This window comes from Anaerotignum lactatifermentans, from assembly GCF_014982935.1.
Lineage (GTDB): Bacteria > Bacillota > Clostridia > Lachnospirales > Anaerotignaceae > Anaerotignum > Anaerotignum lactatifermentans.
The window spans coordinates 47,712-65,896 of record NZ_JADCKK010000007.1; the positions used below are offsets into that span (position 1 = coordinate 47,712).

Genomic DNA, 18,185 nt, shown 5'->3' on the forward strand with positions numbered 1-18,185 from the left:
CCTTATCTCTGTCGGTTGATTTTACGCAGGAAAGGTACCGTTTCTTCCAGCGCTTTCAGACATTCTTTGGCTTCTTCCACGGTATTGTACCGGCAGAAGCTGAAACGTACCGCCCCTTCGATTTCTTCAAAAGGCATACCCATGGCTGTCAAAACAGGGCTGCCGATTTTCTTTCTGCTGTCGCAGGCAGAACCTGCGGATACGAAAATCCCCTTGCTTTCCAGGCTGTGCAGCAATACTTCACTGCGCAGGCCTTTGAATGTCACATTCAGTACATAAGGGCTGGCTTCTTCCAGTCCATCCCCGTTGACCTGTGTGTCAGACATTGCCAGAATGCCATCCATAAGGGTTTTCTTTACTTCTTTCACATGTTCGATGCTTTCTTTCATGGAACGGAAGGCAACGTCTGCCGCTACCCCCAGACCAGCCACGCCGGCGCCGTTTTCTGTACCTGCACGCTGACCTTTCTGCTGACCGCCCCCCAGAATGAAGGGACGTACTTTCAGACCTTTGCGCATATAAACCATACCTACGCCTTTGGGGCCATGGATTTTATGACCGCTCATGGTCAGCAGGTCGATTTTCATTTTCTGTACATCAATGGGGTATTTGCCGAAAGCCTGCACGGCGTCCACATGGTACAGGGTATTGGGATTTTTTTCTTTGATGAGTTTCCCAATGGCTGCCGCATCCTGAATGACACCTGTTTCGTTGTTCACCAGAATGGTGCTCACCAAAATGGTGTCAGGACGGATGGCATTTGCCAGTTCTTCCAGAGAAATATGTCCCTTTTCGTCTACGCCCAGCCATGTCACTTCATAGCCTTTTTCTTCCAGATGCTTCATGGGATTTTTTACAGCGGGATGTTCAATGGCTGTAGTGATGAGGTGCTTGCCGTTTCTGGCATAGCCTTCCGCTGTGCCGTAAATAGCCCAGTTATCCCCTTCTGTGCCGCCGCTGGTGAAGAAAATTTCTTCTTCTTTGGCACGGATGCCATTGGCAAGGATTTCCGCCGCTTTGCGGATTTCCTTTTCCACTTCCAGCCCCATGACGCTGACGGAAGCAGGGTTCCCAAAGTTTTCACACAGCATATAGGTCATTTTTTCCGCCACTTCGGGCAGCGCTCTTGTGGTGGCGGCATTATCGAAATAAATCATTTCTCTTTCCTCCTTAGCCCAATTCATACAACAACAAGGCAACGGTGGTCATGCCCGCCGTTTCCGTCCGTAAGATTCGTTTGCCCAGTGTCACTGGCAGAATGCCTGCTTCCTGTGCCAACTGGATTTCCTCCGGCGCAAAACCGCCTTCCGGTCCGATAAAGACCCCTACGGTCTTACCGGAAAAGCCCTGCACAAACTGGCGGATGCCTCTTTCTTCCTCTTTTTCATAAGGAATCAGTGCTCCATCCAGCTTTGCCGCTTCCGCCACAGCCTCCTTAAAGGTCAGGACGCTTTCTCCCATCTGAGGGATGATGCCACGTCCGCTCTGTTTGGCGGCGGCTTCGGCGATTTTCTGCCAGCGTTCCAGCTTCTTGCCTTCTTTTTTGTCCAGCTTCACAATGGCTCTTTCCGTGGAAACGGGCACGATTCGCTCAATACCCAATTCCACGCATTTCTGGATGATCCATTCCATTTTATCCGCTTTAGGCAATCCCTGATAAAGGGTGATTTTCGTTTCCGGCTCCACATCGCAGGGGGCGGAGGAAAGGACTTCCGTCACCACACCACGTTCCAGAGAAAGGATGCGGCACTGATAGTCCGTTCCTTCCCCATCACATACAGTGATTTCTTCCCCTTCTCTTGCCCGGAGCACGGTCTTGATATGCTTTTCATTTTCCCCTGTCAGGGTGATTTTCTTCCCCACAATGTCCTGTGGTGTCACAAAAAATTTCGGCATGGCTTATCCCTCATAACGGGTAGCAATGGCAACCCAGCTTGTTTTTTCCTTGATGTCCAGCACAGCGAAGTTTGCGGCTTTCAATGCTTCCAGCACATCTTCCTTCCGTTCGGTGATGATGCCGCTGCACAGGAAAATGCCGCCGTCTTTGATGTAATCAGGCACCTGTTTTGTCAAAGCGATGATAACGTCTGCCACGATATTGGCAGCCACCAAATCGTATTTTTTGCCGCTGTAAGACGCCTGCAGTTCTTTGTCTTCCAGAATATTGCCGGCTTTTACATGGTAACGGCTCCGGTCGATATCGTTTCTGTCGCTGTTTTCATAAGCGATCTGGATGGCATTGGGGTCAATATCCACAGCGTCGGCTTCTTTTGCATCCAGCAGCAGAGAAGCGATGGACAGGATACCGCTGCCGCAGCCAATATCCAGTACCATATCATCTTTCTTCACATATTTTTCGATGAGCTCCATGCAAAGCTGTGTGGTTTCGTGGGTGCCTGTACCGAAAATATGACCGGGGTCGATTTTCAGGATGATTTTATCTGTCTGGGCAGGCAGTTCTTCCCAAGAGGGCTTGATCATGATTTTATCGCCGACGGGGAAGGGTTTGAAATATTTCTTCCAGTTGTTTGCCCAATCTTCTTCCGCTACGTTTTTCATGGTCACTTCCAAAGAACCCAGATCCAGTTCTTTTTCTGTTTCTTTCACGCTCTGGAGTGCGCTTTTGATCTGGGACAGCTGTTCTCTGCCATAGAGGTTATCACGCAGGAAAAAGGTGATGCCTGTGGTCTGTTCCTGTTTTTCTTCCACCAGTTCATCGGCAACATAGTCCCATTCTCTATTGGGATTTTCCAGAAATTCCGCAAAATCCGCTTCGTCGTGAATCATCAGCCCATTCAGACCGCACTGGTACAGCACGCCTTCCACCGGCTCCAGCCCCATCTGGGATGTGGCTACAAATACTTCGATCCATTCCATGTTCTTCTGCCTCCTTATTGTCCGTTCCACTACGAAAAAAATCCGACACGTTGTGTCGGCTGAGGGTGTCGAAAAAATCGACACCCTTCGTCAAAATCAGGATTTTGACGAGGTTACTGTATGTATAAACAGCACGTTCCATCGGCATAAAAATGCCTTGAAACGTGCTGTTTTCCTCGTCGGAAGTAAATTCCGACTGCGGATTTCATTTGGGACACGCTTCGTTTCCCAATCCCTTCCGCAGTTCTGCAAAAGTGTAAACTCCAGTTTTTGACACCCTGATCCGAAACGTTATGTCGGCTTTTTCTGCCTCACCTCTGCCAGAATGTTTCTTATTTTTCATACATGCGGCAAACTTCCCGGTAGCTTTCCGGTGTGCCGATGTCATAACATTCTCCGGAGAATGTGTAGGCGTACACGTCTTTGCGTTTGTACAGCCATGCGGGGAAGTTCCCCGGTGCGTCGGGATTGTTGCCGCTTTCCAGATATTCCCGGAACATGGGCACAGTATCCCGTTTGTAAAGGTAGGTGGCAAATACCGCTGTGTCGGACTTGGGCTGTTTGGGTTTTTCCTCAATATCCAGCACCTTGCCGTTTTCATCCAGCAGCGCCACGCCGAACTGGGACAATTCCTTTTTGTTGGGCCATTTCTTGACGCAAACACAGTCATGGTCTTTTTCCCGGTAATAATTCACATAATCCCGCAGGGAGTAAGTGAAGAAGTTATCTCCGGCAATAACCAGCAGTTCGTCGTCGATTTTCTTTTCAGCAATGACAAAGCCAATATCACCTACCGCGCCTTTTTTGTTTTCGTCGCTGGTGGTGCCGTCATCCAGCACAGAAATGGGAGTTTTCCCCGGCGCTGTTTTTGCCCAGTCTGTGAAATGCTGTGCAAAACGGCTGTTTGTCACCACATAGATTTCGTCAATCTCAGAAATGGTGTTCAGTTCGTCTACGATATAATCAATGATTGGTTTTTTGTTGATTGGAAGCAATGCCTTTGGCGTATTGATGGTCAAAGGATATAATCTGGTGGCATAGCCTGCCGCCAATATAATTGCTTTCATGAAATCACTCCTCTTTCCTCATCAGAAGTGTCCTTCTTCGCCAAACAGACTGTCACAAACAGCCTGCATGTTTTTGGGCAAAGGCGCCGTCATCTGTTTTCCGTACAAATAGGACAGGAAACCTTCTTTTTCCTTCCAGACGATTTTCCGAGCATGCAGACATTGATTGGAAATGGCAAACTCCCCTCTGACCTTTCGGTTCGTTTCGGCATCGCCATATTTCCTGTCACCCAAAACGGGATGGTCCATAGCCTGCATGTGGGCACGAATTTGATGGGTCTTTCCGGTGATGAGCTGCAGTTCCAGCAAAGTATAGTCCTTTGTGTGGGCAAGGGGGCGGTACTTTGTCAGGGCACGGCGGTATCCCGCTTTTTCCTGATGGCTTGTCCGCACCTGATTATGCTCCTCATCCTTGGAAAGATACAGGTCGATTTCTCCCGCTTCTTCCACTACGCCTTTTACCAATGTAACATAATATTTATCCATACGCCGGCTGCGAATGGCTTCATTGACTGCCTGCACGGCACGGAGGGTTTTCCCTGCCACCACAATGCCGCTGGTGTTTCTGTCCAGACGGTTGCAGACTGCCGGTGTGAACGCGCTTTCCGCAGAAGGCGTGTATTGTCCTTTTTCGTAGAGGTAATACAAAATCTGGTCTGTGAGGGTATCCCGATCCTCCGCTTTTTCCGGATGGGTCAGAAGCCCGGCGGGTTTATTCACCACCAGAATGTCATCATCCTCGTAAACAATGCCGAAGTGACGCTCTGCCACAGGAACGGTCTTTTCCTCCATAAATCCTGCCATGGTTTCTTCCGCCAGATACAGCTGGAGGGTATCCCCCTCCAGCAGCATCTCGCTGCCCTCTGCCTTGCCTTTGTTGAGCTTGATGCGTTTTTTCCGCAGCATTTTATAGACAAAGCTTTTGGGCGCTTTGTTGAAGTATTTCAGCAGATATTTATCCAGTCTTTGATTTTCCTCATTTTTGGTGATCTTGATCTCTTTCAATTCTCCCAAACTCCTTTGAGAAATCCTCCCCAGCTTGTTTTTAGCTGTGGATCCAAGCCAGATATGCACTGATGAAGTTGTCGATGTCGCCGTCCATGACTGCCCCTACGTTACCGGTTTCTTCCCCGGTACGATGGTCTTTGACCATGGTGTAAGGCATAAATACATAGGAACGGATCTGGCTGCCCCAGCCGATTTCTTTTACATCGCCGCGGATTTCCGCCAGTTTCTGCATCTGTTCTTCGATTTTCAGTGCCAGCAGTTTACTTTTCAGCATTTTGAACGCACGTTCCTTATTGCTGAACTGGCTTCTTTCATCCTGACACTGTACCACAATCCCTGTAGGGAAGTGGGTGATACGGATGGCAGAAGATGTTTTGTTGACATGCTGACCGCCGGCGCCGCTGGCACGATATGTGTCGATACGGATGTCGTCGGCTTTGACTTCGATCTCATTGTCGTTTTCGATTTCCGGCATAACATCGCAGGAAGCGAAAGACGTATGACGTCTGCCGGAGCTGTCGAAAGGAGATACACGCACCAGACGATGGATGCCTTTTTCGGACTTCAGATAGCCGTAAGCGTTTTCGCCGTTGACCTGAATGGTAACGGATTTCAGACCTGCTTCGTCGCCGTCCAGCATATCCAGCACTTCCACCTCAAAGCCTGCTTTCGCAGCCCATTTGGTGTACATACGGAACAGCATGTTGGTCCAGTCGCAGGCTTCTGTGCCGCCGGTACCAGCGTGGAGGGTAACGATGGCGTTATTGCGGTCGTATTCCCCGTCCAGCATGGTGGCTACGTGAAGCTGTTCGTATTCCTCCAGGAAGGAATCGTTCATTTCCTTGACTTCCTCGTAGATGCTTTCGTCTTCTTCTTCGATGCCCATTTCAATGAGCGTGAGGATATCCTCGTATTTGGTCACAAGACCTTCATAATGTTCTACCTTGTTTTTCAGCGCTTTGAGCTGCTGCAAGGTTTTCTGGCTCTTCTGCATATCGTTCCAGAAATCAGGATCGGCAGAAAGTTCTTCCAGTTCGGCTATTTTCTCTTTGGCGCCAGCGACGTCAAAGTGAAGCCCCCATTTCCTTTAATTTTTCGTCATAAGCGGAAAGGCCCAGACGGATCTGTTCTAATTCGAACATGCAAAAATCAACTCCTTTAAAAATAAGATTTTTTTGGTTGTTTTTTTATTTATGATAAACGTAACGAATATCCGTAAGTGTTTTGCCGTCTATGTCGCACAGACAGGCATCTTCTGTGGGCACAAAGCCCAGTTTTTCATAAAAGGCTCTTGCCCTCATATTCTCCCGCAGAACCCAAAGGTAAACCCCTTCGTAAGTCCCCAGAAGTTCGTCCCTGACGCTTTCCAGCAGCTCTCTGCCATATCCCTTGTCGTAATATTCCGGCAAAAGATAAAGAGAAGCCACTTCGCCAAAGGCGCTGTAATCGCCGCCGTTTCCCACAAGGGTTCCCCCAGCGGGCAATTCTGTCCTGGCAGCGCCATAAACCACTGCCCCCACGGCTCTTTCCTTATCAAAAATCAGTTTGGCAGACAAGCTGCCTTCTGTCAATGCTTTTTCAAAAAAGGCTACCCAATGATTTTCGGACAATCCATCCAAAAAACCGTCAGGCACATTCCCCCGAAAAGCCACTTTCCAGCTTTCGGCGTAAATACGGCTCATGACAAGGGCGTCTGATACCTCTGCCTGCCGCAAAGTGCCGGCTTTTCGAAAACGGATATAATTCCCGGAAAAAGAAGGTTCCAACTCCTCGGCGGCAACTGCCCAATGGGGCACGTTATATTCCGCATACATGGAGGGATGATGAAGCAGAAAATAGGCTGCCTTTCCCCCTTCTGTTTCACAGCCATACACAGGCACCAGATGTCCGCCTTTTCCGTAAAAACTCCCGTCCGGTTTCTGCTGACCAAAACGGAAATAAGGTGTCACGGAAGCGATGCAGACAAAGCCGTTTTCCAAGTCTTTTTGGAGGTCCGCAAGGTTCTTGCCCCGTTTTGCCTCTCCAAAAATACCATATTCCCCAGCCATTTCCGCCAGTTTTCCATGAATCCAGCCCACGCCTTCTTTATAAGCCCCTGCCGCCAGACCTTTGGAAATCATCTCTCCCTGTCTGCCGCAGACGCAGCCGAAGCCTTCCAGCACCATCCGAAGGGAAGCGATGCCGCAGCCTCTGCCGCTCCAGCTTTCCGCCTCGGCAAGGGAGGGAAATCCCTCCTCCTGCCAGTTTTCAGCGGTCATTCTTTGGGTATAAAAAGGCAAATTTACCAGCTGTATCCGTTTTTTCATGGTTTCACCTGCTTATTAAGCGTTTCTGCCGCAGCACTGTTTGTATTTCTTGCCGCTGCCGCAAGGGCAGGGATCGTTTCTGCCAACTTTTTCTTCGGCACGTTTCTTAGGCTGTTTCACTGCGGAATCGTCCTTGTTGGTGAACATAGGTTTCTGCACTTCTTCCCGTTTTGCTTCGGTTTCGATGCGGACACGGTAGAGGATCTTCAGGGTGTCTTCCTGAATGTGGTTGCTCATTTCCTCGAACATGTCGTATGCAGCAAATTTATATTCGATCAGAGGATTTCTCTGGGCGTAAGCGTGCAGACCAATGCCCTGACGCATCTGGTCCATATCGTCGATATGATCCATCCATTTCTGGTCGATGACACGCAGCATGACCACGCGTTCCAGTTCACGCATTCTTTCTTCGTCGCCGATTTCTTTTTCTTTCAGTTCATAAAGCTGAACACCCAGTTTTTTCAGGTTTTCTTTCAGCTTGTCTTTTGTCATTTTTTCCAGAGCGTCTTCTTTGATGTTGATTCTGCCAACAGGGATGATGGCGGAGAAAGATTCGCTCAGAGCGTTCATATCCCATTCTTCGGGCATCTGTTCATCGCTGATATGGGCGTCGATGATGCGGTCGATGGTCTGGGAAATCATGCCCATGATGCTGTCGCGAAGGTTTTCGCCGTAAAGTACACGTTTTCTTTCGCCATAGATAACTTCACGCTGTTCGTTCATAACCTGGTCGTATTCCAGCAGATGTTTACGAACGGCAAAGTTGTTGCCTTCTACTTTCTTCTGGGCGTTTTCGATGGCTTTTGTCAGCATGCCTGCTTCGATGGGTTCATCTTCATCCATACCCATGGCGTCAACCAGTTTCATGGTCTTTTCGGAGCCGAACAGACGCATCAGGTCGTCTTCCAGAGAGATATAGAATCTGGATTCACCGGGGTCACCCTGACGGCCGGCACGACCACGGAGCTGGTTATCGATACGTCTGGATTCATGACGTTCTGTACCGATGATCTTCAGACCACCCAGTTCCGCAACGCCTTCACCCAGCTTGATGTCGGTACCACGACCAGCCATGTTGGTGGCGATGGTAACGGCGTTCATCTGACCAGCCAGTGCAACGATTTCCGCTTCTTTTGCGTGGTATTTTGCGTTCAATACCTGATGAGGGATGCCTTCCCGTTTCAACAGTTTGCTCAGTTCTTCGGATTTATCAATGGTAACGGTACCTACCAGTACAGGCTGACCTTTTGCATGAGCTTCTGCGATGTCACGAACAACAGCACGGAATTTGCCCGCTTCTGTGCGGTAAACAACGTCCTGCAGGTCTTTTCTGGCAACAGGTTTGTTTGTGGGGATTTCCACAACGTCCATACCGTAGATGTTACGGAATTCGTCTTCTTCTGTTTTCGCTGTACCAGTCATACCGCATTTTTTCTTATATTTGTTGAAGTAGTTCTGGAATGTGATGGTAGCCAGTGTTTTGCTTTCCCGGCGTACCTGTACATTTTCTTTTGCTTCGATTGCCTGATGGAGACCGTCGGAGTAACGTCTGCCGGGCATCATACGGCCGGTGAATTCGTCAACGATAACGATTTCCCCTTCATGTACCACATAGTCTTTGTCCAGATGCATGTTGTAGTTTGCTTTCAGAGCGTTGTTGATGTGGTGCTGCAGTTCCAGGTTTTCGGGGTCAGACAGGTTATCTACATTGAAGAATTTTTCTGCCTTTGCGATACCTTCCTGTGTCAGCACAACGCTTTTTGCCTTTTCATCCAGAATGTAGTCCCCTTCTTCCTGAAGTTCTTCCTTCATCAGAGGGTTCATGGCTTCTTCTTCGTTCAAGATGCGGCCTTTTTTCAGCTGTTTTACAAACAGATCGGCTACACGGTACAGGTCTGTGGACTTGGAGCCGCTGCCGGAAATGATCAGTGGTGTTCTGGCTTCATCGATAAGGACGGAGTCCACTTCGTCGATGATGGCAAAGTGCAGGTCACGCTGTACCATGCTTTCTTTGCGGACTACCATGTTGTCACGAAGGTAGTCGAAACCGAATTCATTGTTGGTGCCGTATGTGATGTCGCAGGCATAAGCGGCACGACGTTCGTTATTGTCCATGCTGTTGAGGATACAGCCAACGGTCAGACCCAGGAAACGGAATACTTCGCCCATCCATTCGCTGTCACGCTGTGCCAGGTAGTCATTGACAGTAACAACGTGTACACCCTTGCCTTCCAGTGCGTTCAGGTACGCAGGCAGGGTAGCCACCAGTGTTTTACCTTCACCAGTACGCATTTCGGCAATACGTCCCTGATGCATCACGATACCGCCCATGAGCTGTACAGGGAAATGACGCATGTTCAGTACATGGGGACGGGAAGCCGCTTCTCTTACAACAGCGTATGCTTCCGGCAGAATATCGTCCAAAGTTTCGCCTTTTGCCAGACGGTCTTTGAATTCCTGTGTTTTGCCTCTGAGTTCTTCATCAGAGAGTTTTTCGTATTCAGGACCCAGTGCTTCGATTTTGCTTACGATTGGTTTGATTTTCTTGATTTCTTTTTCACTGTAGTTCCCAAATATTTTTTCCAATAAACCCATTTGGTTCACCTCATTTTTTCTTTTTCCTGTATGTCCCTTGGAAAGCCATGCTTTCTCATAGGCATACTTTTACATTATTATAGTTTAGCAGAAAAACAGCCTTCGGCGCAAGCATAAAATGCCCGAAAACCGAAGGCTTTACAAAACTTTAAGGAAATTGTAACTTCTTTCCCATACTTTTTACAGTTTATACGAAAAATAGACCATATCTTTGAGCAGTATGCCATCTTCCACAATGGGATGGTCATAATGATGAACGAAAAAATCCGTGATTCTATGGGAGAATTGGAAGCCACAGGCCATGTAAAATCCCATGGTTTTGGGCGTTTCTCCTGTTCCTGCCTGCAAAATGCCCTGTCCTTGCAGTTTTTCCTGCCAGAACCGCACCAGCTGTTTTCCATATCCTTTCCCCTGAAAAGCAGGCAAAACAGCGATGTTTTTCAGTTCCCACAGATTTTCTCCTTCTTTTGTCACAACAGAAAGGGCAATGGCGTCTTCCCCGTCAAAAAGGGCTGCCATCTCTCCTCTTTCCAGATATTTCATGACCATGTCCTCCTGCTCATCTCCCAACAGGAGCAAATCCATAAAGTCCGTTTTTCCCGTGGTAATCTGCCGCAGCTCCATATCAGTAAGCCACCCGGCGGATATCGTTGATGTGTCCCAGTACCATGATATGTTCGTCTTCATTGAATACGTAGTTGGGACCGGGAATAGGAATCACATTTTCCCCCTGTTTCACCGCTACGATATTCAGATTATAGCGAGCACGGAAGTTGACATCCACGACGGTTCTGCCCAGCCAACGTTCCATGGGGCGGATTTCCGCAATGTAATAATCCTCCACAAAGGGGATGCAGTCGAAAATATTGTTAGAACTTGCGGCAATGGCAATCTGTTCTGCCACGTTTTTCTCAGGATAAATAACAACGTCAGCGCCGTTTCTTTTCAGGAATTTTGCCTGAATGTCTTCGTCTGCTTTGGCATAAACCTTTTTCGCCCCCAGTTCTTTCAGGAAGCTTGCAATCTGCAAACTGTTTTTGAAGTTTGTACCCATGCAGACAAAGCAGGCGTCGAACAGGTCAATACTGAAAGAGCGGAGCACATCAATGTTGGTGCAGTCCCCCACACGTCCGCTGACGCCAAGGGGCAGCACATCTTCCACTGCTTCGGAGTCCTTATCCACTACCATAATCTCACATTCGTTTTCTGCCAGAGAGCGGCACAGATGATGACCAAAAGAGCCCATACCAATAATCAAAAAGGATTTCATTTCCATAACTTCCTCCTGTTACATGTCCAAATTATCCAATGGTGATCTTTTCCAGAGGCATGGTCACAGGCGGCACCGCTTTCCGTTCCATAAGGGCTACGGCAAAGGAAATACTGCCCACCCTGCCGCAGTACATGAGGAAAATGATGACCAGACGGGAGAATACCTCCAATTCTCTGGTGATGCCTGTGGAAATGCCTACGGTACCCATGGCGGAGAAGGCTTCAAAAAGCACATCCGTCAGTTCCAGATTTTGCACACTGCAAATAGCAATGGTACCAAGGATCACAAAAATCAAATTGACAAAAAATACATAAATGGCTTTGTGCAATGCGTCTTCTTCCAGCCGTCTGCCAAAAATATTGGCACTGCGGGCATGACGCACCCCAGCCAGTGTATACATGAGAATGACCATCAGTGTGGTGGTCTTGATGCCGCCGGCAGTAGAACCGGGGCTGCCGCCGATGAACATGAGAAGCATCATGAGCATTTTGCTGCCGCTGGTCATGGCACCGGGATCGACGCTGTTAAAGCCTGCCGTTCTGGCGGTACAGGACTGGAAAAGGGCTGTGAGCAGTCTTTCGCTGTTGCTCATATCCACATTCAGATTGTTCCGCTCCAACATCAGCAGCAAAAAGCCGCCGCCAACGGTCAGGGCAAAGGATGTACTCAGTACGATTTTTGTCTGGAGGCGCAGATGGCGGAAAGACCATTTTTTCTGCCACAGATCCTCCCAAACCAGAAAGCCCAGACCACCCATGGTGATAAGCCCCATGAGGGTGAAGTTCACCAGTGCATCGTCAGCATAAGCCACAATGGAATTGTAATTGCCAAAAAGGTCAAAGCCCGCGTTACAAAAGGCGGATATGGAGTGGAACACACTGAAGTATGCCCCCTGTTTCCAGCCAAACTGTGGTATGAACCGGATGGCAAGGAACAACGCGCCCAGCCCTTCAAAGAGCAGGGTACCGTAAAGAATTTTTCTTGTGAGGCGTACAACGCCGCCGATCTGCATGGAGTTGATGCTTTCCACCATCACTTCCCTGTGGCGCAGACCGATACGCTTTCGCATCAGCAGCAGAAAGCCCAGAGAGATGGTCATGAAACCAAGTCCCCCGATCTGGATAAGTCCCAGTATGACCAATTGTCCAAACACTGTCCAATGGGTGCCTGTATCCACCACCACCAGTCCTGTTACACAGGAAGCGGATACCGCTGTAAAAAGGGCATCCAGCACCGATGTAGGCGGCTGACCCTCCTGGGTGGAAATAGGCAGCATCAAAAGCAGCGTCCCCGTGAGGATCACCAGAAAGTATCCCAGGGCAACGATCTGCAAATTGGAAAGTCTCATTCGTGAACGAACCATTTCTTATTACACCTTCTCTTTTCCCCGATTGATAATGTTGATTCTTTCTGCAATTTTTCTTTGGTGTCTGTCACTGCCAGATTGCGCACCGCTTCCAGAAAAGGAATGGACGCTTTGGCTTCTTCCATGCCGTAAGTCTGATTGAGTTCATATTCCAAAGGAATCCATGTGGACAAAGGCGCTTCGTTGTGCTGCAAAACTGCTTCCAGCTTGTCCAATGCCTTATACACACGGGCTTCCGGCGTTTTCATTTCTATCATTTCCGCAAACAATTCTTTCCATTCGCTTCTGACAGGTTCCGGCAGGCTTTCCGCCAGGGCAAAGACTTCTTTGTCCTCTTTTGCCGCATCCGCTTCCGTTTTCCAGAAAGAAGGAATGTCTCCGGTGATGGCTTCACCCAGATCGTGAATAACGCACATCCGCAGCACTTTATTCAGGTCTACGCCTTCCGCTTCTCCAGAAAGGAGCATTGCCATGAGCGCCACACGCCAGCTGTGTTCTGCCACGCTTTCAGGACGCCCCTGACTGGTGGTGGAATGACGGGTATTGTCTTTGAGCCGTTCTGCCAGATGCAGAAAATCAATGAATTCTCTCGGCGTCATGCTTCCTTCTCCTTTTCCAGCGCTTTTTTCCAGCATTTATAACACATGGGTTCATAGCTTTCATTGCCGCCCAGCATGACCTGTTCCCCTTCGGTGATGACATGTCCTTCTCCATCCAGTCTGGCGTTTACGATGGCTTTGCTGCCGCAGCTGCAAACAGTCTTCAGTTCTGTGATGGAGTCGGCGATTTCCAGCAGACGGGCGCTGCCGGGGAACAGTTTTGTGCGGAAATCTGTCCGCAGACCATAGCAGAACACAGGTACATTATAGGTATCCACAATGTCCCGGAGCTGGTTAATCTGTTCCGGCTGGAAGAACTGGGCTTCGTCAGCGATGATGACGTCATAGAACTGTTTTTCCCGCTCTCCTTTCTGGAACAGGGCAAACAAATCCACATCCGCTGTCACCACATAAGCAGGGGCTTCCAGACCGATGCGGCTTTTCACCACGCCTTCCCCATCTCTGGTGTCTACCGCAGGCTTCATGAGCCATACCTGCATGTCCTTTTCCTCGTAATTGAACTTGGTAATCAGTGCCTGTGCAGACTTAGAGCTGCCCATGGCGCCATATCGAAAATACAGTTTTGCCACGCAAAACCCTCCTTTTTTCCTCTATTGTCCGATTATCATATCACAAAACTTTGCAGGTGGCGAGGTAAAAAATGAACTTTCACAAAAAATAAACAACACAAAACTGTTTTCTTTCTTTGAAAAAAGTATTATACTGACTTTGATATGTTTTTCACATACTTTTTCGGGGAAATAACACCATTTCAATTCATCAGAAAGGAGTTTTTTTCATGAATACAGACCTGACTACAGGCAATACCAGTCGTCTGCTCTGGGCATTTTCCATTCCCATGCTCATCAGTGTGGTTTTCCAGCAGTTTTACAACATTGCCGACAGCATCATCGCAGGGCGGTTCATCGGGGCGCAAGCGTTGGCAGCTGTAGGGGCATCCTATCCCATCACCATGATTTTCATGGCTGTTGCCATCGGCAGCAGCATCGGCTGTACTGTCGTTGTATCCCAGCTGTTCGGCAGCAAACATTATGCCATGCTGAAAACAGCCGTTGGCACCATCTGCTGTGCCGGCGTCATTGTGAGCATTGTGCTCTCTCTTTGGCATCTGGCAGGATGATAACCTGCTGCTGCTTTTGCAGACACCGGAAAACATTTTTTCCGACGCTTCTTTGTATCTGCATATTTACATCTTAGGATTCCTGTTCCTGTTTTTGTATAACGTAGGCACAGGCATCTTTACGGCGCTGGGGGACTCCCGAACACCCCTGTATTTCCTCATTGGTTCCTCTTTGGGGAATATCGCCCTGGACTTGCTTTTCGTCATTGCCTTTGATATGGGCGTAGCAGGTGTGGCATGGGCAACCTTCCTGGCACAGGGCATTGCCTGCGTTCTGGCCCTCATCACACTGTTTTTCCGTCTGAAAAAACTCCAGACCACAGAAGCCCATCAGTTCTTTTCCTTTGCCGTACTGGGTCAGGTCACAAAAGTTGCCGTGCCCAGCATTTTGCAGCAGTGTTTTGTATCTGTAGGGAACCTGTTTATTCAAGGTCTGGTCAACAGCTACGGTTCTGCCGTCATTGCAGGCTATTCCGGCGCCATCAAGCTGAACACCTTCGGCGTTACCTGCATGACCACCCTTTCCAACGGTCTTTCTTCCTTCACCGCTCAGAATCTGGGGGCAGGCAAAAAAGACCGTGTACAGGAAGGCTTCCGCGCCGGCGCCAAAATGGGCATTCTGGTATCCCTGCCCTTTGTGCTGGTGTACTTCTTCTTCAGTGAAGCTGCCATGGGGCTATTCATGAAAAGCGAAAGCGCCGAAGCCATTGCTGCCGGTGCCATGTTCCTGAAAATCGTCACACCTTTCTACTTCGTGGTATCCACCAAAGTCATGTGTGACGGTGTGCTCCGCGGGGGCAGCGCCATGCTGTACTTCATGACCACCACATTCACAGACCTTGTCCTCCGTGTGGTATTGGCCTTCGTCTTTGCCATTGGCTTTGGTCTGGGCTCCACAGGCATCTGGCTGTCCTGGCCTTTCGGCTGGAGCATCTCCTGCATCCTTTCCTATGTGTTCTACCGGAAAAAACCATGGGAAAAACGCTCTTACGATACTTTATAAACAAACATAGCTGGAATCCTCCCACAAAAAGGATTCCGGCTTTTTTTATGGAAAAGATTTTCTTCTGCGTGCAGCGAAAAAAGCCTTTTTTCCTGTACCCCATTTGTTTTCCTTGCCCTTCTCCTTACTTTTGTATACAATGAAAGAAAAGGACGTGATCGGAATATGCATTTTACGAAAGGGGGAAATCTATGATAACCGATTTGACCACAGGCAATATTCGCAAATTGCTGTGGAGTTTTTCCATTCCCATGCTTATCAGCGTGGCTTTCCAGCAGATGTATAACATTGCCGACAGCGTCATTGCGGGACGTTTCATCGGGGAGGACGCGCTGGCAGCCGTTGGGGCATCCTATCCCATCACCATGATTTTTATGGCAATTGCCATCGGCAGCTGTGCTGGCTGTGCCGTCATCATTTCCAGACTTTTTGGCGGCAGGCAATACATCCATCTGAAATGCGCCGTCAGCACCATATTCATCACCTGCGTAGTTTTGAGCGTGATTCTGACGGTATTCGGCGTATGGCAGGGACAGAATATGCTGCGGATGCTTCAGACACCGGAAAACATCTTCGCCGACGGCGCCCTGTATCTGAATATCTACATATACGGGTTCCTGTTCCTGTTTCTGTATAACGTCTGCACAGGCATCTTCACCGCTCTGGGGGATTCCAAAACACCTTTGTATTTCCTCATCGGCTCCTCTGTAGGCAATATCCTGCTGGACCTCTTGTTCGTTATCGTCTTTGATATGGGCGTGGCAGGCGTGGCATGGGCAACCTTCGCGGCACAGGGCATTTCCTCCCTGCTGGCACTGGCAGCCCTGCTCCATCGTCTGAAACAGATTCCCACCACAAAACGGTTCCCGCTGTTTTCTTTCCATTTGCTGGGGCAGATTTCTGTCATTGCCGTACCCAGCATTTTGCAGCAGAGCTTCGTTTCCGTTGGGAACCTGTTCATCCAGGGTTTGGTCAACAGCTTTGGCTCCGCCGTTATTGCGGGATATTCTTCCGCCATCAAGCTGAATACATTCTCTGTCACCTGTATGTCCACCCTTGCCAACGGTCTTTCTTCCTTTACGGCACAGAATATCGGTGCCCATAAGGAAAGCCGTATCACAGACGGGCTGAAAGAAAGCCTGCGCATGGGCGCCCTGGTATGTCTGCCCTTTGTGGTGATCTATCTGTTCTTAGGACGTTTTGCCATCGGTCTGTTTTTGGATAACGGCAGCCCCAATGCCATCCATGCAGGCATGATGTTCCTGCGGATTGCATCTCCTTTCTACTTTGTGGTCATGGTCAAAGCCATGTGTGACGGGGTACTCCGCGGCACCAGTTCCATCGCTTATTTCACCACCACCACATTCACAGACCTGGTGCTTCGTGTGGTGCTGGCATATTTCTTTGTAAAAGCACTGTTTATGGACTCCACAGGCATCTGGCTGTCCTGGCCCGTTGGCTGGACATTGTCCGCGGCACTGTCTTTCTGGTTCTACCATATCCGCCCTTGGCAGCATCATGGTCCCAAACCAAAACGACGTATGGCAGCGAAATCATAAGCAAAAAGAGTGGGAAATTCCCATTTCCCACTCTTTTTTATTTTGCCAGATTCAATTCAAACCGTTCAAAAAATCCGATCCATTCCCCTTTCTGGTTCCGCACCCCCATCATATACATCCGCTGATTGCGGGTATTGACGCCGATAAAAACTTCTTTGCCGTTCTTTTTGATGCCTTCATAAGCCATTTTGATTTTTTCCTTGGCGGCGTCTGTCAGGTGGCAGTCAAAAATGCTCTTGCCAATCAAATCCCCATAGCCCCGTTCTTCATAGTAATGATACCGTGCAAAACGGTTCAAAAACCGAATGATATAATCGTTATCCACAAAAACAATGGGATAGGGGTACGCGTTGAGGATGCCCTCCATGATTTCCAGCTGTTCCATATAGATTCCTCCTTCATACAAAAAAGGAGGCGGAACCTCCTCCAAAGGAATTTCCCGCCTCCATCATGTGCAAGTATATTTCTATTTTAATATTCGGGTTCGATCAGACCATAGGAACCATTTTTCCGTTTGTAAACTACATTCACTTCGTCTGTTTCCCCATTGCGGAATACGAAGAAGTTATGACCGATCAGTTCCATTTCCATCACTGCTTCTTCAGCGTCCATGGGTTTTACTTCAAAATGTTTGATACGTTCGATCTTGTACAGAGGTTCTTCATCCAGATCTTCTTCAGGTACCATAATTGCCTGATATTCTGCCACAAAGTTTTCGCCGCCCTGACGAACTTTGGTGCGCATCCGTTTTTTGTAGCGGACAACCTGATTTTCCAGAATATCCACAGCTTTATCCATGGCAGCTGTCATATCTGTATCCTGTACTTCTGCACGGATCAGTCGTTTGTTCAGCGGAATGGTTACTTCAACGGTAGAAACCAGTTTTTCCAGACTCAGTGTAATGGTTGCGTTGGTGTCTTCCGGGAACAGTTTTGCAATTCTGTCCAGTTTTTTCTCCACCATTTCTTTGGTCTTGTCCCAAACGTCGATATTTTTCCCAATGATGTTATACCGCATACTAACAACTCCCTTCGCAGTTTCCGTCTTTGCGGAAACCTATTGGTACACCCCTAAGGGGGACTAGAAAGACATCTCTCTTTCTATGACATACATATTCGATGTCATTTCCAAAAACCCTCTTTTCTTTGAAAAAATTTTTTCGGACTTTTGCCCAAAATTAAAAAACAGGTTTGTTCACAATTTCCGTTTGGTTGACAGAATACTATCCACAACAGACGGGCATTTTTCCACAGACCCCACAAATGGCGGAACACAGCCCTTTGGCGAGGGCTGGCGAAAAGGGGGATCACTTGGATTTTCTCCACATATTTTCGAAAATCAGGCTGTGGATAATGTGCATAACTCTGTGTATAACTCTTTTTTCAAGGCTT

At 48.6% G+C, this 18,185-nt stretch carries 16 protein-coding genes and 1 pseudogene; 2 read left to right on the forward strand and 15 right to left on the reverse strand.

Annotation, left to right across the window (positions count from 1 at the left end; translation table 11 throughout):
• Nucleotides 1-2: 2 nt before the first annotated feature.
• The 13 genes from INF29_RS03080 to INF29_RS03140 all read right to left on the reverse strand — a co-directional run bounded on the left by INF29_RS03080 (nt 3) and on the right by INF29_RS03140 (nt 13,681).
• Nucleotides 3-1,157 (reverse strand): cysteine desulfurase family protein, encoded by a 1,155-nt coding sequence (locus INF29_RS03080; protein ID WP_193484527.1) that lies wholly within the window; start codon nt 1,155-1,157, stop codon nt 3-5.
• 13 nt (nt 1,158-1,170) lie between these two features.
• The gene (locus INF29_RS03085; protein WP_054328827.1) at nt 1,171-1,896 is read right to left on the reverse strand and encodes a 16S rRNA (uracil(1498)-N(3))-methyltransferase; all 726 of its coding nucleotides are present in this window, start codon (nt 1,894-1,896) and stop codon (nt 1,171-1,173) included.
• A gap of 3 nt (nt 1,897-1,899) precedes the next feature.
• On the reverse strand, nt 1,900-2,877 hold the full coding sequence (gene prmA / locus INF29_RS03090; protein WP_072849163.1) for a 50S ribosomal protein L11 methyltransferase: 978 nt from the start codon (nt 2,875-2,877) through the stop codon (nt 1,900-1,902).
• A 332-nt stretch (nt 2,878-3,209) separates the two neighbouring features.
• Nucleotides 3,210-3,944, reverse strand: a complete 735-nt coding sequence (locus INF29_RS03095; RefSeq protein WP_193484529.1) for a nucleotidyltransferase family protein — start codon at nt 3,942-3,944, stop codon at nt 3,210-3,212.
• Between the two features lie 21 nt (nt 3,945-3,965).
• On the reverse strand, nt 3,966-4,949 hold the full coding sequence (locus INF29_RS03100; protein ID WP_193484531.1) for an RluA family pseudouridine synthase: 984 nt from the start codon (nt 4,947-4,949) through the stop codon (nt 3,966-3,968).
• Between the two features lie 40 nt (nt 4,950-4,989).
• Nucleotides 4,990-6,094, reverse strand: a protein-coding gene (gene prfB, locus INF29_RS03105; protein ID WP_096348611.1) for a peptide chain release factor 2 whose coding sequence is annotated in 2 segments (ribosomal slippage) — nt 4,990-6,018 and nt 6,020-6,094 — 1,104 coding nt in all. Because the reading frame shifts where the segments join, the coding sequence is not laid out codon by codon here.
• A gap of 45 nt (nt 6,095-6,139) precedes the next feature.
• Nucleotides 6,140-7,258, reverse strand: a complete 1,119-nt coding sequence (locus INF29_RS03110; protein ID WP_193484533.1) for a GNAT family N-acetyltransferase — start codon at nt 7,256-7,258, stop codon at nt 6,140-6,142.
• Between the two features lie 15 nt (nt 7,259-7,273).
• The gene (gene secA / locus INF29_RS03115; RefSeq protein WP_072849155.1) at nt 7,274-9,853 is read right to left on the reverse strand and encodes a preprotein translocase subunit SecA; all 2,580 of its coding nucleotides are present in this window, start codon (nt 9,851-9,853) and stop codon (nt 7,274-7,276) included.
• A gap of 180 nt (nt 9,854-10,033) precedes the next feature.
• A complete protein-coding gene (locus tag INF29_RS03120; protein ID WP_193484535.1) occupies nt 10,034-10,477 on the reverse strand; it encodes a GNAT family N-acetyltransferase in 444 nt (147 codons plus the stop codon).
• 1 nt (nt 10,478) lies between these two features.
• Nucleotides 10,479-11,129, reverse strand: a complete 651-nt coding sequence (locus tag INF29_RS03125) for a potassium channel family protein (RefSeq protein WP_243184070.1) — start codon at nt 11,127-11,129, stop codon at nt 10,479-10,481.
• A 25-nt stretch (nt 11,130-11,154) separates the two neighbouring features.
• A complete protein-coding gene (locus tag INF29_RS03130; protein ID WP_193484537.1) occupies nt 11,155-12,489 on the reverse strand; it encodes a TrkH family potassium uptake protein in 1,335 nt (444 codons plus the stop codon).
• Nucleotides 12,471-13,091 (reverse strand): HD domain-containing protein, encoded by a 621-nt coding sequence (locus INF29_RS03135; protein WP_193484539.1) that lies wholly within the window; start codon nt 13,089-13,091, stop codon nt 12,471-12,473. Before INF29_RS03135 ends, INF29_RS03130 begins: the two co-directional genes overlap by 19 nt.
• Complete coding sequence (locus INF29_RS03140; RefSeq protein ID WP_193484541.1) at nt 13,088-13,681, reverse strand: thymidine kinase; 594 nt, start codon at nt 13,679-13,681, stop codon at nt 13,088-13,090. The genes INF29_RS03135 and INF29_RS03140 overlap by 4 nt, the downstream gene beginning before the upstream one ends.
• Before the next feature lie 209 nt (nt 13,682-13,890).
• Here INF29_RS03140 and INF29_RS03145 point away from each other — a divergent pair.
• Both INF29_RS03145 and INF29_RS03150 read left to right on the forward strand, forming a co-directional pair.
• Nucleotides 13,891-15,235, forward strand: a pseudogene (locus tag INF29_RS03145) (MATE family efflux transporter).
• A 191-nt stretch (nt 15,236-15,426) separates the two neighbouring features.
• Nucleotides 15,427-16,794 carry an MATE family efflux transporter gene (locus tag INF29_RS03150; protein WP_193484543.1) on the forward strand — a complete coding sequence of 456 codons (1,368 nt, stop codon included), beginning with the start codon at nt 15,427-15,429 and terminating at the stop codon, nt 16,792-16,794.
• 37 nt (nt 16,795-16,831) lie between these two features.
• Here the strand turns inward: INF29_RS03150 and INF29_RS03155 are convergent, their stop codons facing one another.
• Both INF29_RS03155 and hpf read right to left on the reverse strand, forming a co-directional pair.
• A complete protein-coding gene (locus INF29_RS03155) occupies nt 16,832-17,179 on the reverse strand; it encodes a PAS domain-containing protein (RefSeq protein ID WP_193484545.1) in 348 nt (115 codons plus the stop codon).
• A gap of 86 nt (nt 17,180-17,265) precedes the next feature.
• The gene (gene hpf, locus INF29_RS03160; protein WP_193484547.1) at nt 17,266-17,811 is read right to left on the reverse strand and encodes a ribosome hibernation-promoting factor, HPF/YfiA family; all 546 of its coding nucleotides are present in this window, start codon (nt 17,809-17,811) and stop codon (nt 17,266-17,268) included.
• Nucleotides 17,812-18,185: the final 374 nt, after the last annotated feature.

What these genes read in the sequence shown, in the direction of transcription:
- INF29_RS03080 (WP_193484527.1), bottom strand. Translation starts at nt 1,157, where the DNA reads ATGATTTATTTCGATAATGCCGCCACCACAAGAGCGCTGCCCGAAGTG.
- INF29_RS03085 (WP_054328827.1), bottom strand. Translation starts at nt 1,896, where the DNA reads ATGCCGAAATTTTTTGTGACACCACAGGACATTGTGGGGAAGAAAATC.
- prmA (WP_072849163.1), bottom strand. Translation starts at nt 2,877, where the DNA reads ATGGAATGGATCGAAGTATTTGTAGCCACATCCCAGATGGGGCTGGAG.
- INF29_RS03095 (WP_193484529.1), bottom strand. Translation starts at nt 3,944, where the DNA reads ATGAAAGCAATTATATTGGCGGCAGGCTATGCCACCAGATTATATCCT.
- INF29_RS03110 (WP_193484533.1), bottom strand. Translation starts at nt 7,258, where the DNA reads ATGAAAAAACGGATACAGCTGGTAAATTTGCCTTTTTATACCCAAAGA.
- secA (WP_072849155.1), bottom strand. Translation starts at nt 9,853, where the DNA reads ATGGGTTTATTGGAAAAAATATTTGGGAACTACAGTGAAAAAGAAATC.
- INF29_RS03120 (WP_193484535.1), bottom strand. Translation starts at nt 10,477, where the DNA reads ATGGAGCTGCGGCAGATTACCACGGGAAAAACGGACTTTATGGATTTG.
- INF29_RS03125 (WP_243184070.1), bottom strand. Translation starts at nt 11,129, where the DNA reads ATGGAAATGAAATCCTTTTTGATTATTGGTATGGGCTCTTTTGGTCAT.
- INF29_RS03130 (WP_193484537.1), bottom strand. Translation starts at nt 12,489, where the DNA reads ATGGTTCGTTCACGAATGAGACTTTCCAATTTGCAGATCGTTGCCCTG.
- INF29_RS03135 (WP_193484539.1), bottom strand. Translation starts at nt 13,091, where the DNA reads ATGACGCCGAGAGAATTCATTGATTTTCTGCATCTGGCAGAACGGCTC.
- INF29_RS03150 (WP_193484543.1), top strand. Translation starts at nt 15,427, where the DNA reads ATGATAACCGATTTGACCACAGGCAATATTCGCAAATTGCTGTGGAGT.
- INF29_RS03155 (WP_193484545.1), bottom strand. Translation starts at nt 17,179, where the DNA reads ATGGAACAGCTGGAAATCATGGAGGGCATCCTCAACGCGTACCCCTAT.
- hpf (WP_193484547.1), bottom strand. Translation starts at nt 17,811, where the DNA reads ATGCGGTATAACATCATTGGGAAAAATATCGACGTTTGGGACAAGACC.